Origin of the sequence: Pseudoalteromonas sp. PB2-1, assembly GCF_045040605.1 — a bacterium.
GTDB lineage: Bacteria > Pseudomonadota > Gammaproteobacteria > Enterobacterales > Alteromonadaceae > Pseudoalteromonas > Pseudoalteromonas arabiensis.
The window spans coordinates 3,633,601-3,647,889 of record NZ_CP090667.1 but is presented as its reverse complement, the minus strand read 5'-3'; the positions used below and the strand labels follow the sequence as shown (position 1 = coordinate 3,647,889).

The 14,289-nt window shown below is 40.6% G+C and carries 12 protein-coding genes; 4 read left to right on the top strand and 8 right to left on the bottom strand.

Annotation, left to right across the window (positions count from 1 at the left end; genetic code table 11):
• Positions 1 to 143 precede the first annotated feature (143 nt).
• The 5 genes from L0Z67_RS16975 to L0Z67_RS16955 all read right to left on the bottom strand — a co-directional run bounded on the left by L0Z67_RS16975 (position 144) and on the right by L0Z67_RS16955 (position 5,674).
• Complete coding sequence (locus tag L0Z67_RS16975) at positions 144 to 848, bottom strand: hypothetical protein (RefSeq protein WP_062567060.1); 705 nt, start codon at positions 846 to 848, stop codon at positions 144 to 146.
• A gap of 93 nt (positions 849 to 941) precedes the next feature.
• Entirely contained in the window at positions 942 to 2,219 is a 1,278-nt protein-coding gene (locus L0Z67_RS16970) for a LysM peptidoglycan-binding domain-containing protein (protein ID WP_062567061.1), read from the bottom strand.
• A gap of 118 nt (positions 2,220 to 2,337) precedes the next feature.
• On the bottom strand, positions 2,338 to 2,877 hold the full coding sequence (locus L0Z67_RS16965; RefSeq protein ID WP_237128252.1) for a hypothetical protein: 540 nt from the start codon (positions 2,875 to 2,877) through the stop codon (positions 2,338 to 2,340).
• An 85-nt stretch (positions 2,878 to 2,962) separates the two neighbouring features.
• Positions 2,963 to 4,267, bottom strand: coding sequence for a sensor histidine kinase (locus L0Z67_RS16960; RefSeq protein WP_405128325.1), 1,305 nt, complete (start codon positions 4,265 to 4,267; stop codon positions 2,963 to 2,965).
• A 3-nt stretch (positions 4,268 to 4,270) separates the two neighbouring features.
• Positions 4,271 to 5,674: a sigma-54 dependent transcriptional regulator gene (locus L0Z67_RS16955; protein WP_237114639.1), complete on the bottom strand. Its 1,404-nt coding sequence runs from the start codon at positions 5,672 to 5,674 to the stop codon at positions 4,271 to 4,273.
• 230 nt (positions 5,675 to 5,904) lie between these two features.
• Here L0Z67_RS16955 and L0Z67_RS16950 point away from each other — a divergent pair, with 230 nt between their 5' ends.
• Genes L0Z67_RS16950 through L0Z67_RS16940 form a run of 3 tightly spaced genes read left to right on the top strand, consistent with a single transcriptional unit; the run spans position 5,905 to position 10,269 of the window.
• Positions 5,905 to 7,158, top strand: a complete 1,254-nt coding sequence (locus tag L0Z67_RS16950) for an efflux RND transporter periplasmic adaptor subunit (RefSeq protein WP_062567064.1) — start codon at positions 5,905 to 5,907, stop codon at positions 7,156 to 7,158.
• Positions 7,159 to 7,169: 11 nt separating this feature from the next.
• Positions 7,170 to 7,871, top strand: a complete 702-nt coding sequence (locus L0Z67_RS16945; protein ID WP_062567065.1) for an ABC transporter ATP-binding protein — start codon at positions 7,170 to 7,172, stop codon at positions 7,869 to 7,871.
• Between the two features lies 1 nt (position 7,872).
• Positions 7,873 to 10,269: an FtsX-like permease family protein gene (locus L0Z67_RS16940; protein WP_405128324.1), complete on the top strand. Its 2,397-nt coding sequence runs from the start codon at positions 7,873 to 7,875 to the stop codon at positions 10,267 to 10,269.
• 114 nt (positions 10,270 to 10,383) lie between these two features.
• Here the strand turns inward: L0Z67_RS16940 and L0Z67_RS16935 are convergent, their stop codons facing one another.
• Positions 10,384 to 11,247, bottom strand: coding sequence for a LytTR family DNA-binding domain-containing protein (locus tag L0Z67_RS16935; protein WP_062567088.1), 864 nt, complete (start codon positions 11,245 to 11,247; stop codon positions 10,384 to 10,386).
• 181 nt (positions 11,248 to 11,428) lie between these two features.
• Between L0Z67_RS16935 and L0Z67_RS16930 the strand changes: the two genes are divergently transcribed.
• Complete coding sequence (locus L0Z67_RS16930; protein ID WP_405128323.1) at positions 11,429 to 12,709, top strand: acyltransferase family protein; 1,281 nt, start codon at positions 11,429 to 11,431, stop codon at positions 12,707 to 12,709.
• Positions 12,710 to 12,786: 77 nt separating this feature from the next.
• Here the strand turns inward: L0Z67_RS16930 and L0Z67_RS16925 are convergent, their stop codons facing one another.
• Both L0Z67_RS16925 and L0Z67_RS16920 read right to left on the bottom strand, forming a co-directional pair.
• The gene (locus L0Z67_RS16925) at positions 12,787 to 13,317 is read right to left on the bottom strand and encodes a sugar O-acetyltransferase (RefSeq protein WP_405128322.1); all 531 of its coding nucleotides are present in this window, start codon (positions 13,315 to 13,317) and stop codon (positions 12,787 to 12,789) included.
• Positions 13,318 to 13,320: 3 nt separating this feature from the next.
• Positions 13,321 to 14,217 (bottom strand): pepsin/retropepsin-like aspartic protease family protein, encoded by an 897-nt coding sequence (locus tag L0Z67_RS16920; RefSeq protein ID WP_062567069.1) that lies wholly within the window; start codon positions 14,215 to 14,217, stop codon positions 13,321 to 13,323.
• Positions 14,218 to 14,289 lie beyond the last annotated feature (72 nt).

The window sequence follows — 14,289 nt, the reverse complement described above, 5'->3', positions numbered from 1 at the left end:
CCCGTGAATAGACACCCCATGACGCGGGATAAACCCGCAGCTACGCGACAAGGCCGAGCCAACACAATGAGAGTGTGGCATTTGCCATGTGCAAGCAGGACATCCAAGCCCAGAAAATATCACGGCGTTTAAATTGAGGGCAACTATCTTGCTATATCACACTGCTCTATTTCTTTTACATCTCCGCGACCATCGCTTAAGTAGCATTGTTCTAACAACGAGCAATAGCAGATCTCGGTTTTGATATTCATGCGTTGCTTATTCACCTTGTCCCACTGAGTTGTATTGAAACCTGTTTTCTTAAAACCAAAAAGATTAAGTTCAGCGCCTGAGGCTAATAATCGGTTATTACTAACGCCGGTGTATAACCAACCGAATGTTTCAAAGAAATTGATGTCAGTTGACTCTTTTTGCAGTTCATTTAACTGTGCTTCATAAGCATAAATATCAAAGCAGCAGTCTTTTATTAATTTGAATACATTGCTATACGATTTTTCATCATGGAAGAATTTAACGTATTTAATAATGGCTGGGCCTGAGCCTGAATTTTTAATGTAAAAAGTGATTTCTTGCGAATTTTTTTCCTCATCAAAATTCCCTGTCATAACTTCGAGCCATGGCCATGTTGCGGCTTTTACTTGCCGCTCTGCGGCGTTGGCTTGTAAGTAAGTGGCATAAAAGGAGGCTGCTGAAATTATAATAGCGCACAATGCGAGAAAAAGGTTTAGCCGTTCGTTGGTTAACCAAGCTTCGGGCTTATTTATGTTGCTTGGTTGTGCACACAGGTTTGTGGATACTATATCTGAGTCATTATTTGATTTAATGATATCCTGCTTTTGATTGTCCATAGTCTTGTATTTGTTGTTTTTTATAGACTATAAAACATGCAGATTAAATTGCATACAAAAAGAAACAGGGAGTATTTCTCCCTGTTTGAGTTATTAGCTGTTTGAAATAAATACGGTGAGCTTTTCACCCACTCTTAAGCTATCTCTTGAAAGGTTATTCCATTGTTTAAGCTTAGTGATACTGACCTTGTATTGTTTAGCTATCTTCCAAAGACTGTCGCCAGGTTTCACCTTATACTCGATTTGTTGATCAGCTAATTGCGGTAATATAAGCTTTTGGCCTATACGAATCGTATTTGTTTTTAAGTTATTAAAAGCTTTGAGCTGGCTAACGGTTACTTTATAGTTCTTTGCGATCACACTTAAGCTATCACCGCGTTTAACTGTGTAATGTTGCCACTGGCTATAATCATTGCTCTTTTGATTAGTTAATAGACTTTGATAATGTGCTTGCTGCTCTTTTGGGACCACAATATGCGGCGCATCAATTACAGCAGGGTAACGGATAACACCATGGTTTAGCTCTTCAAGCTCTTGCCATTTCGCTTTATCTGCCAAGATCACGGCACCAGTCACAGGTAAGGTTGCAATAGCCTGCTCATTCTTAATCGCAGGGAATATCATTTTTTGATGCTTTAATAATTGTGCTGCGGCCAGTAGCTTAGGCACGTAGTGTTTAGTTTGCGATGGCAGCTTTAAACTAAAGAAGTCCGTCGACTTACCTTGTTTTTTATTACGAGCAATAGCTTGTAGCACCCGTCCTTCACCAATATTGTACGCAGCAATAGCGTGATACCAATCGCCATCAAAGCGTTTATAAAGGTATTCCATAAAATCGAGGGCTGCACGTGTGCTGTCAATTACATCTTGGCGACCATCATACCAAGGGGTAATTTTTACTTTGAAATATTTAGCAAGAGAGGGTGTTAACTGCCACAAACCTGAAGCATGTTTATGTGAATAGGCACTGGCATCAAAATCACTCTCTATAAGTGGCATCAGGGCGAGTTCTATTGGCAAGTCACGGTTTTCTACTTCTGTGACGATATGATACAAATACGGCGCTGCACGGCGGCTTATTTCTTCCATGTAGTTTGGGTGAGTAAGGTACCAAGCGATGCGTTTTTGCACATCAGGGTGGCTTGAATCGCTAAATTGCAGTTGAATGCGAATACGCTGCCATACGTCATCAAGTTCACTTGGTTTTAGCGGTGTCACCGCGTCGGCTTGTGCTGTTTTAGCTTCAGCAACCACAGTACCTGGGTTGGCTTTGATGGCGGGCTTCTTTTCGGGAAGAGACTCAGGGGCAGTCTGACAGCCTGTTAAAATAATAGAAACAACAACAAGGCCTAAAAATCGATTGAAAAACACGTATTAAAATACTCCGTTAACTTAGGTGCGGGTAAACTAAAGCGCCTAAGCTTAACATAGGGTGAGCTAAAAATGACCATTAGATTAACAACTCCCTAACTCACTCACCCAATTGAAATTAAAACGAAATACTAACTTGTAACCCTGCGTAGCCATGGTTTTGTGCTTCCCAATAGCGGCTGTCTATTTCTCGGGCTCTGGCATAGATCTCTATTCTGAATGGCTTTGAGTCAACGCCCATGCCCACACCAACATAGCCATCAATATTATTGTGGTCATCATCAAAGCGGTCGCTGTAATCATGGTCATCTCGGTCGTCGTAAACAGCAAGCTCAATTAAATCTAAGCCCACTTCGCCATAGGCAAAAAAGTCACTGAAATAGCCAAATTTTATGCCTGTGTCTAAGGTTAGAAATGTTTCCCGATCACCTTTTTTAGTGAACACTTCAGCTGAGCCTAGTGCCGTTGTAAATGCTGCGCCGAAATTGCTGCGGTTAACTTTAGTCATAAATTCGATGCCTGCCGAGGTGATTGAATCAGTACTATTATGCTCTGATTTAACAAACAAATTCATATCTGGGCTGTCATAAATACCAGCAAAGCTTGTAGCAGGAATGAAGATTAATGAAGAAAAGAGTGCTAAGGCGAGATACTTCATATTGGTTAATCCATTAAACGTTAATGGGTAGATGATACCAAACAGCGCCTTAGCAAATTGTAAGTAAGTGTTCTAACGATGTAAGTTAACCGAACACACAGCGAAAGCAGGCTCCTTGTTGGCGTTTGATATATACCAAATCGCCGCCATGATTAAGCATGATCTGGCGTGATAAGCTTAAGCCTATTCCTGAGCCTTGTTGCTTGGTAGTAAAAAATGGCACAAAAATCATCTCGATCACATGATCGCTGATACCTGTACCATTGTCGCTGACCTCTAAATACAGTTGCTGATTAGCATTTTGTGCAATGCTTACCTCAATGCACTTTGCTGACTCTGGATTATTTAACTGCTTTAGTACATCAAGGGCATTTTTCAGCAGGTTTATCATCACTTGCTCAACTTGGCCTCTATCTATCATTACTAACTGTTGGCTTTGCACCGATAAACTCAAAGTAATATTAAGTTGCTTAGCCTGTTGTGAGTGAAGTGCTACAACTTGTTTGGCAAGATCTGCCAAAATATGTGGCTGTAAGTGTGGGGCAGGTAAGCTACTAACCTTTTTAAATTGCGCTATAAACTCCCCTAAATGCTCGGTTCGTGATGCCAGTGTTGTTAAGGCAAGTTGCAGGTCTTGTTTATCTTCCTGATCATCAAAACAAAGCTCATTTGGCAGCAGCGCCGTACAAGTTTGTGCTAATGAAGAGAGTGGTGTAATCGAATTAGCAATTTCATGGGTTAGTACTTTGGTGAGGCGTTTATATGCTTGTTGTTCTTTTAATTGCAGCTGATCATGAATAGATTGCAAACTGATCACTTTACGAACTTTACCTTGGATTTCGGCAATACTGATCTGCACAGATAGCGTATCGTGCTGCTCACCATTTTGCCATGGCACGGTATTACGGCTACTTTGTTTAGCGCCTTGGACTAGGTTTGCTATCACACCTAAATCATCGATGTGCTTTACAGATTGCCCAAGTAAACGACTGACCGCTGGATTGCTTTCAATAATATTGCCTTGATCATCACATACTAATACCGCTAAATCGATATGAATTAATAACGCTTGTAAGAACTGGGCTTGTTGCTCTGCATTAAAACGCGCAGCCTGAATTTGTTGTTTAACCTGCTCAAATTGCTGCTGCATAGGATGTTTATCGCCAAAGCCTAATGTGCTGTCTCCATTTGCTAAAGCGCGAATCACCCTATCTGCACGCCTTGTTTGGCGTTTAAATAAATTAAAAATTTGTGCAGCACATGTCACATTTAAAATAACTAAAAGTACCGAAATTGCTGAAAATCCGCTTTGGTCTATTTGCCAAAACAAAGCAATTGATAAACCTATTAATGCAGCTAATAGGCTGGCTAAGCTAATGAAATTTCCCATCGATTAAAGTCCGTATTTTTCTAAACGTCGATACATGGCTCCGCGTGTTAGACCGAGTGCTTTAGCTGCGTGACTCACGTTCCCTTGAAAATGCTTTAAAGCTGCACGAACGGTTCTCTGTTCGATGATTTCAAGATCAAAAGTGTCATAGTCAGCGGCGTTTGTAGAAAGCTCATTTGTGCTAACAGCGGTACTTGGTGAGCTTATCACTGAGCTTATATCGAGCTCTGAACCTTCAGAGAGGATGACTGCTCGCTCAATTGCATGGGCAAGTTCACGGACATTGCCTGGCCAATGATACTGACTTAAACGTGTCATATCAGATGCTGCAATCGAGAGCTCACGTTTGTATTTATGTGCAAAGTGCTGCAAGTAGTAGTTACACAGTAATGGAATGTCTTCACTGCGCTCACGCAGAGCTGGCAAACGGATCTCTACGGTATTAACACGGTACAGTAAGTCTTGCCTAAATTTACCTTCAGTCACTGCTTGTTCGAGGTTTTCATTCGTTGCACAGATCAAACGAATATCAATATCGATGACTTTTGAGCCACCAACCGGTGTTATTTGCCTGTTTTGTAGTGCCGCAAGTAGTTTAACTTGTTGGTTAAGCGGTAAATTACCTAGCTCGTCTAAAAATAAACTACCACCATGGGCCAGCTCAAATCGGCCAATGCGATCTTCTTTCGCGCCAGTAAACGCCCCTTTTTTATGGCCAAATAGTTCGCTTTCAAACAGGCTTTCGGCTAGTGAGCCCATGTCTAGGCTTATGAAGGGTTGGCTTTGGCGCTGGCTTGCATTGTGGATTGCATGTGCGGTGAGTTCTTTACCTGTGCCACTTTCGCCACTAATCAATATGTTGGCATCTGTGTTGGCTGCTTTGTCGATAACCGAAAAAACCTGCTGCATGGCATCACTTTGGCCTAAAAACTCAAATGGTTGATTGCCGATTGACTGCTGCAAGGCCTGCTTTTGTTTTGTGAGCTTACCAACTTGCTGCTTGTCTTTAGCGTGTGAAAATGCCGCCGCTACAGCACCGAGTAATTGCTCATTCTGCCAAGGCTTGGCAATAAAGTCGGAGGCACCAGCCTTAATTGCTTCGACAGCTAGCTGAATATCGCTGTAGGCCGTCATTAGTAACACTGCAATATTAGTATCTTGGCTCATTATTTTTTTAAGCCAGTAGAATCCTTCTTTGCCACTAATTGAATCTTGCGTGAAGTTCATATCAAGTAATACAACATCAATAGCCTGATCAGCCTCATGCTGTGCGCTAATGATAGCTTCTATATCAAAGGGGTTATCTGTGGTTTTTACAACCTGATAATGTTGTTTTAGAAGTAATCGTGCGGCGATAAGTACGTCAGGGTTATCATCGACGATAAGAATTGATCCTGCTTGTTTCATAGCTGTTTATTATTATTCCTTTTTAAGAACACTAAGATTAATTGAAAAGAAGAACAGTGTCCATTTATGGACGATATATGATTTTTAAAGTGTTCTATAAGTGGACACTTGATTATATATACCCCCATTAATTTTTATCTAAGTTGCTGTAAATTAATAAAAATAAAAGTTGGCACAAGAGTTGTTATATCTATAGATAATTAGCACCTAGATAACTTAAAGGCGTCAACATGGATAAGAAAATTACACGCTCAAATAACAAAGCACTTTTCAAGAAATCATTCATTGCAGCGGGATGTTTAGCTGTTGCGGCTGCAGCTTATGGTTTCACGCAAACTGAGCAAACAGGTCGTAGTCAGCAAGTAACCGCGACAAGCTTAACGATTAGCACAGTACAACAAGGTGAATTTGTTGATGCTTTAAGTCTTCGTGGTCAGGTTATGCCTCGCACTACTATTTACCTCGACACCATTGCCGGAGGCCAAGTTGAAGAGCGACTTGTTGAGCAAGGTGAGTTTGTTAAAAAAGGCCAACCCCTTGTGCGTTTAAGTAATACCAATTTGCAGCTTGATGTCATGAGCCGTGAAGCACAGGTGACTGAGCAGCTTAACTTTTTACGTAACACGCAAATGAATATGGAAACCAGCCGTTTAAACTTACGCCGTGATTTGCTTGAAATAGACCTTAAAATTACGCATTTATCGCGTCGCTTAAAACAGACTCAGCCGCTAGTGAAAACCGGTGTGTTAGCACAAGAGCAATTATCTGAAATTAAAGAAGACTTAGCGTATTACAAAGCGCGTAAAGAGCTAACCCTTGAGCGTCAAAAGCAAGAAAACAGCATTCGTGAAGTTCAGGTAGCTCAGTTAAAAGACAGTGCCGACATGCTAGAGAAAAACTTACAGTTTGCGCGTAAGAACCTTGAAAACTTACTCGTAACAGCACCTGCCGATGGTTATTTAAGTGAGCTTGACGTTGAAATTGGTGAATCAAAAGGTCGTGGTGCTCGCCTAGGGCAGATTGATATTCCTAATGAATACAAGCTAGTTGTGCGATTAGATGAGTTTTATCTAAGCCAAGTTCAAACAGGTATGCCAGTGCTTATTGAACATGAGCAAGGCGAAATTGCGGCAACAGTTAGCAAAATTGATAGCCGTGTTCAGCAATCACAGTTTCAGGTTGAGGTCGAATTACCTAATGACACGAGCAACATAAAACGCGGGCAAAGTATTGATGTGCAGCTGATGCTAGGTGATAGCAAAGGCACTGCTTTGTTACTTGAACGCGGCGCATTTTTTAACAGCTCGGGTGGTAATTGGGTTTATGTCATGGAAAAAGATGGCAATCGTGCAGTACGAAAAGACATTCGTCTTGGCAAAAAGAATCAAAACTATTACGAAGTGTTAAGTGGCCTAAGCGCCGGAGATCGCGTGATCACCTCTAGCTACAGCAACTTTGATAAAGCACAACAACTACAATTTTAAGGATAATAACAATGATTAAATTAACTAACTTATCACGCGTATTTCGTACTCAAGATGTTGAAACAACAGCGCTTAATAACATTAACTTACATGTAAACGAAGGCGAGTTTCTTGCCATTATGGGGCCATCTGGCTGTGGTAAATCAACATTACTCTCTATTTTAGGTATGTTGGATTCGCCATCAGCAGGCAGTTTTGAGTTTTTAGGTGAAGACATCGCAGGGTTTGGTGAAAAGCAATTAGCAACACTTAGAAAATCGTCGATTGGTTTTGTTTTCCAAAGCTTTAACTTAATTGATGAATTAACAGTATTTGAAAACGTTGAGCTGCCATTACAGTATCAAAATATCTCAAAGAGTGAACGTAAACAGCGAGTAGACGCAATCTTAAAACGTGTTGCAATCGACCATAGAGCAGATCACTTACCGCAACAGTTATCGGGTGGTCAGCAGCAACGTGTAGCAGTAGCCAGAGCACTTGTGATCAACCCAAAACTTATTTTAGCGGATGAGCCTACGGGTAACCTTGATTCAAAAAATGGTGATGAAGTCATGGCGATGCTGCGTGAGCTAAATCGCGAAGGTACCACGGTAATTGTGGTTACCCACTCAGAAAAAGAAGGCAATTATGCTGACCGTTTAGTGCGTTTGCTTGATGGCCAAGTAATGGTTGATAAAGCCAACCGTGCTCAACAAACAGCTGAGGTGGCATAACATGATTTTAAGTTATTTGATCACCGCGCTGCGTTCGTTTAAAAACCAAAAGCAGCACTTTATTTTAAATGTTCTGGGTTTAAGTGTGGGCTTAGCTGCGGCAATTTTAGTTGCTTTATTTGCAAAAAATGAACTTTCTTACGATAGCCAACAGCCTCATGCTGAGCGTGTTTATCGCGTTGGACAAGACTTTTCAAAGCTTGGTTTAGCTGTAGTGCCTATTTTTAATTATGTGCAGTCAAAGCAGGCTGAAGATTACAGCCAAGTTGAAGAAGTATTTGGGTTAACTATGGTCGAGCTGACCCGTGAAGCCATGGTGGATGTGAGTTACCGCAACCAAGGCTATAAGTTAAATGCCTTATATGGTGCTACAGCAAATATTGAAAACTTTATTGCTATGGAGACGATTGCAGGTGACTTAACAACAGCAATGAGTACTCCAGATAGCCTCGCTTTGAGTGAATCAGAAGCACTGCGCATTTTTGGTCGCACCGATGTGATTGGTGAAACACTAACGCATGAACAAGGACAGTACACGGTGCGTGCCGTGTTTGCAGATTTAGCAGACAACACTCACTTTGCCTTTAAAAACCTTGTTTATGTTAAGCATGATCCAAGCAAAATAGACATCAACAGTAGTTATGTTTATATGCGTGTAGCTGAGGGCACCGATACAGATGCATTAGCTAAAATCTTAACAGAGCGCTTTTTTAGCAATTCGATGCTGGAGCAAGTTAGTTTAGAGCTACATCCATTACTTGATTTGCACCTAACGGCTAAATCACCGTTTGAGATGAAAGCGGGTGGTGCTAAACAAGTGGTGATGATCTGTGTAGGTCTAAGCGTGTTACTTATTCTTATTGCAGGTTTTAACTTCATCAATATGACCGTCGCTCAATCGACTAAACGTGCAAAAGAAGTGGGAGTGCGTAAAGCGCTTGGCGCAAGTAAAGGCCAGTTAGTAACGCAGTTTTTATCTGAATCTGTGCTGGTATCAATGCTTTCAATGGTAATTGCATGTGCTTTAGTGGAGCTTTTTTTACCAAGCTTTAACCAACTAGTAGACCGCGAATTGGTCGTGAGTTACGCCTCTGAATTTGGCATTGCAATTATTGTGGTCGCAATTGCTGTGGGCATATTAGCTGGGCTTTATCCTGCATTCTTTATTTCGTCATTCAGTGCAAAACGCGTTTTAAGTGGCGACCTACAACGTGGTAATACTGCAATATGGGTTCGTAAGAGCTTACTAACCTTACAGGCTTCGTTAGCAATAGGTTTAATTATTGCCTCTGTTACCTTGTTAAAGCAATTAACTTACTTGCAGAGCTTACCTTTAGGCTATGAAACAACACAAAGGCTGGTTATTTCAGAGCTACCTGTCGGCGAAGTATTCACAAAAGAAAAAAATGCGCTAGTTAACCGTATTAGCGCAATTCAAGGCGTACAGCAAACAACAGTCATTGATACCCGTTTAACCGTTTCAATTAATAATACGCTTATGCCAACGTGGCCAAATGGTGAAGCCTCTGGCAGCTTAACGCCTGTTGTAGGCGCAGGCTACGATGTTGTAAAAACGCTAGGATTAAAACTGGTTGCTGGCCGTGACTTCAGCCGTGAATTTGCCGGTGACTGGGCAAGCCGTGAAAATGGAGTAACAAGTACTGGCACTATTGTGACTGAGTCTGTCGCAAGACAAGCGGGTTACACTAACATGAGTGACATTATCGGTAAGGTCATTAAAGACTCAGGTCGCGGCATAGATATGCGTGTTGTGGGTGTGGTTGAAGATGTAAAAGTAGGTAATGTTAAAGATGCCAACTCTAATATTATGTTCTTGTGTGGTTTTAACTTCTTATCGCCTGTATCAGAGTTAATCTTAACCATTGATCAGCAAAACTTGCCTTATATTAAAGCTCAGATCGCTGAAGTATTAGCAAGCTCAGCCAATATCTATGAGCCAAAAATTAACTTACTCGCAGACAACTACAAAACCCTGTTAAAAGGTGATGAGCGAATTTCGAATGTCGTTTTAATCTTTACCGCTCTTGCCGTGTTCTTAACTTGCTTAGGTACCTTTGGTTTGGCTTCGTTTGCAACAGTGCGTCGTCAAAAAGAAGTGGCTGTTCGAAAAGTGCTAGGCGCATCACGCATCAGTATTGTTAATATCATTGCAAAAGAGTTCCTAGTGCTGGTGGCGCTCAGTATTGCTATTGCGTATCCAGTGACTTACTTGTTAGTTGGTGATTGGTTAGCAAACTTTAATGACCGCATTGAACAAGCTGTGTGGGTGTATGGCGCTGCGGCTGTGGTCGTTGCGGTTATCACCTGGGCAACGGTGGCAAGCCTAGCATTTAAAGCGGCCAGCACCCGTCCATCATTAATCCTTCGTTATGAGTAACGCTTGACTCAAGATCCACTCCAAGCCTAGCAATACAGCTGGGCTTTTTTACAACTCAAAATAGCGACCAAGTACAGCAAATACTTTATGTAGATGAACTTCATCTAGAGTGAGCTAAAAATGAGCCGCAGACGAATTAACCTGTTTTTTAAATTGCTCTTTGTAACGACGTGATAAGTTAAGTATTTTACCCGTTATAAGTTTCACTTCACTATCACCGCTTGGTAATGGCGTGATAGATTCAATCGCATCGAGTCTAATAGCATAAGAGCGGTGAATACGACAAAAACCTTTTGGTTCTAACCGAGATATAAGATGGGTCATGGTTGTACGTAGCGGATAAATACGTGTGCCAATATGTAGGTTTACGTAATTGCCGCTAGATTCAAGCCAGTCAATTTGCTCTGTACAGATGATGAATTCTTTACCCAGTTTTTTAACCAGTAATCGGTCGAAATTTAAATCCTGTTGGGCGTTTTCTTCATGATTGATTGGCGTGGCTTCGCCGGTTAATTGGCTAATAATGTATTGATACGTTTTGATAATGACAATTAAAGATAAAAACCCCCATAAGTCTTTACGGTATTCATAAAGTAACTCAAACCACAGCAACCCGAAGTCATACTGCATGTCTTGAATTGTGTAAATGAACTCACGGATAGCGACCATGATCCCGATATGTAATAAGGAAAAAATAATGCTTGCGAATAAATAAGTGAGCAATGAGCGAGCGATCTTTTGCCAATTAAAGGGGTGGGCTTGCAATAACCAAACTAAAGCAGGAAATAATAGTAAGGTGCCGATAGCGCTTGAATATTCCCAGACAAAGGGCTCCCAAAGCAAAAAGGACAGTTCACCATCGCGTTGGGCTTCCATGATATCTGAGCTGGCATTAATAGTGTTATTTATAAAAATATAACTAAATAAAAATAATGTCGCATACCAAGTTCGATTACGTTGAAAATGCATTAAGGTGATCATTATTATTGTTACTCTTTGAAGACCGTAATTAGATTAACAAGATAGTGATAAATCACCAAACATACCATCCCTGATATCCACCGTTTATCCCTACTGATTGTTTTATCGACCTTTTTTGATAGCTTAACGCTGCATGTTGTTCATAGTTGTTATTAATTTGTCGTAACCATAATCAATTATGAAACTTAAAATAATAATTAAAAACACAGCGCGCACGTTATTACAGCCATGGCAAAATGCGTTCAATCAAGCCGTTGAGTTACCACCGCGTCGTTATGATTTAGATTGGCTAAGAGTACTTGCCTTTGGCTTATTAATTTTTTACCACACTGGTATGTTATACACTCAAAATTGGGGCTTTCATTTTAAAAGTCAGTATTTATCCAGCAATATAGAAAACATCATGCTCCTACTGTCGCCTTGGCGGATGGGGCTGATCTGGTTTATTTCAGGTACTGCACTGAGATTTATGATTGCACGCGCTAGTTTAGGTGGTTTTTTAATATCACGCAGTGTCAGAATATTACTGCCGTTATTAATCGGTGTGTGGTTTATTGTGCCGCTTCAGCTTTATGCGCAAATGAGCCAAGAGACCGGCTTAGCTATCAGTTATTGGCAATTTTGCTTGCAGTTTTTTGATTTAACAAGTCCTTTATTTGAACATTATCAAGCAGGTATTTGGCCTCATGTTGATGTAAACCACCTGTGGTACTTACGCTCGTTATGGCAATTTGTCATACTGCTTGTGTTGGCTCTGCCGCTGCTTCATCACCATTATGTTCAAACAGTGATTACTCGTTTGTGTGATCAGTCGTTATTTATTATTTTTATTATATTGCTATTGCCGCTTTGTATTTTAAAGTTGAGCTGGCCGAGTGATACATTTCGATACCCCATGGGTGCTTTATTTTTACTTTATGGTTATTTACTTGCGTGGCATTCAGTATTTTATAGTCGGCTACTTCTTCACTGGAGGGCATTATGCGTGGTATTTATTGTAGGTTACCTGATTGTAGTGGCGGGCTATCACATGATTTGGCAAAGCTCAACTGCCAGTCAGTGGCAAATTACGGGCATGGATGTGTTGTATACCACGCAGCGATTAGTTGGTGTGTTAATGATGCTGGCACTAGCACAACGTTTTTTAAATCACGATCACCCTAAATTGGTTTTATTGAACTCTGCTGTCTTTCCTTTTTATCTTTTACATCAAAGTGTGATTATTGGCCTTGCCTTTTATTTATCGAAGCTACAATTAGGTGGTTTTATGGAGTCATTACTTATACTAAGCCTCACTTTTATTATTTGTTGGCTAGTGTTTATTGGTGCGCGTCGCGTCAATGTATTAAGTCCATTTTTAGGGATTAAAGTCACAGGAAAATACACAGCATGGCAAGTTAAAGTTGGTTTTTGTTGTGGACTAACTCTAGTGAGCCCATTGGTTATCAGGTTAATCTAAGCAACTATACCACTGGTATAAAATATACGTAGTGGGGTAGGATATGCTTTAGCGCTCGATGTGCTTTGAGTGTGTACTTAAATATCTTTAATCTTCACCGCAGGATTACCTGCCACTAAGGTATTTTCTGCGACATCTTTGGTAACTATAGCCCCTGCGCCAATCACAGCATTATCGGCTACTTTAATGCCTGCAAGTATAATAGCGCCAGCACCAATCCATACGTTGTTACCAATGCTAATCGGCGCTGCAAAATTAGCTTTTGCTAAACGCTCGGTTGGATTTACTGCATGCGATACCGCGAGTAATTGCACATTAGGGCCTATTAAGCAGTCATCGCCTATAGTAATTTGCGCATCAGATAGCGGTGCATCGAGCACCGTACAGTTAATATTTATGAAGGTTCGATCACCTATTTTAATACCACTGCCATAATCACAGTGAAAACCTGCTTCGATGACAACCTGTTCACCACACTGAGCAAACGTACCTTTTAATCGCTTTAAATTGCCTCTACTTGGGCTTTTGGCAAATAAACGGCAAATTTCATGGGTGTTTTTTTGTTGTTCTATAAGTGACTTTTCTAGGCTGTTAAATGAAATGCTCATCGTTTATTCAGGTAATCCAATATGTGCATGACCACTTTTATAGTCAATAGTGATTAAAAAATGTTTGAGAACATCGTAGCCTATTAAGCCTTGTACTTTTTTTCCTCTAATATGTGTACCCGTTGTTTTGTATTGAGATTCAAGATTCGCAGATTCTCCTTTAGCAGGGATACTCACCAGTACATTTTCCATTTCAAAAGGGCCAAATTTTAGCCAAGGGATACGAAAGCTTTCAGTCATACCACTTGTATTCACACCTGTGCTTATTCCCGATTCGCGCTCTATCTCATCAAGCCACCCCATGCTTTGAGCGACACTTCGTTTAACAACCATACCGCCATTGTTACCTGTGTCGAGCACCAACCATATTGATTTTTCATTACTTAACATCACTTCTACAATAGGCATACCTGAGCCTTTTTGTTTTAGCATTTTAATATTTTCAGTGTCATTTAAATTGACTGAGTCGTGGGTAATAAGGCGCATTTTTTGATTTGGGTAATCCAGTTGTATAACAAACTGGCGAAAGAAGCCGGCACCAAATAGGAGTGCGTTATCATGAAGGCCAAGGTTGATTTCTACCGCATCATCAACTTCAGTGTCCATACCAAAAAAATTAATGGGCACATTGTGGTAAGTTGTTTTATTTTCAATGCCATATACGCCTTTAATTCGCGTTTTGCCTCCTTTATCTAGCTTAAGCTTATTTTTGTTAATAAAGTGAGGATTAATGCCATTCACTTGTGCGCCCGTATCCAATAAAATTTTACTCGGTATACCAGATACCGTTGCTGGCACTTTGATGTGACCATTTTCTAAGTGAAAATCCAGCCAAGGCGTGACCGCCGCGTGGCTATAAAAACTTAAAACAGTTAAGCATAGTGCAATAAGTAACTTCATTATTAATCCTTTAATTTATTGTTTTTTATAGCTTAAGCTATTTATAGTGAAGTAATTCAGATACTCATGCAA

Excerpts from the sequence above, each read along its gene's own strand:
- L0Z67_RS16960 (WP_405128325.1), bottom strand. The coding sequence starts at position 4,267 with ATGGGAAATTTCATTAGCTTAGCCAGCCTATTAGCTGCATTAATAGGT.
- L0Z67_RS16925 (WP_405128322.1), bottom strand. The coding sequence starts at position 13,317 with ATGAGCATTTCATTTAACAGCCTAGAAAAGTCACTTATAGAACAACAA.
- L0Z67_RS16940 (WP_405128324.1), top strand. The coding sequence starts at position 7,873 with ATGATTTTAAGTTATTTGATCACCGCGCTGCGTTCGTTTAAAAACCAA.
- L0Z67_RS16950 (WP_062567064.1), top strand. The coding sequence starts at position 5,905 with ATGGATAAGAAAATTACACGCTCAAATAACAAAGCACTTTTCAAGAAA.
- L0Z67_RS16945 (WP_062567065.1), top strand. The coding sequence starts at position 7,170 with ATGATTAAATTAACTAACTTATCACGCGTATTTCGTACTCAAGATGTT.
- L0Z67_RS16965 (WP_237128252.1), bottom strand. The coding sequence starts at position 2,877 with ATGAAGTATCTCGCCTTAGCACTCTTTTCTTCATTAATCTTCATTCCT.
- L0Z67_RS16955 (WP_237114639.1), bottom strand. The coding sequence starts at position 5,674 with ATGAAACAAGCAGGATCAATTCTTATCGTCGATGATAACCCTGACGTA.
- L0Z67_RS16930 (WP_405128323.1), top strand. The coding sequence starts at position 11,429 with ATGAAACTTAAAATAATAATTAAAAACACAGCGCGCACGTTATTACAG.
- L0Z67_RS16920 (WP_062567069.1), bottom strand. The coding sequence starts at position 14,217 with ATGAAGTTACTTATTGCACTATGCTTAACTGTTTTAAGTTTTTATAGC.
- L0Z67_RS16975 (WP_062567060.1), bottom strand. The coding sequence starts at position 848 with ATGGACAATCAAAAGCAGGATATCATTAAATCAAATAATGACTCAGAT.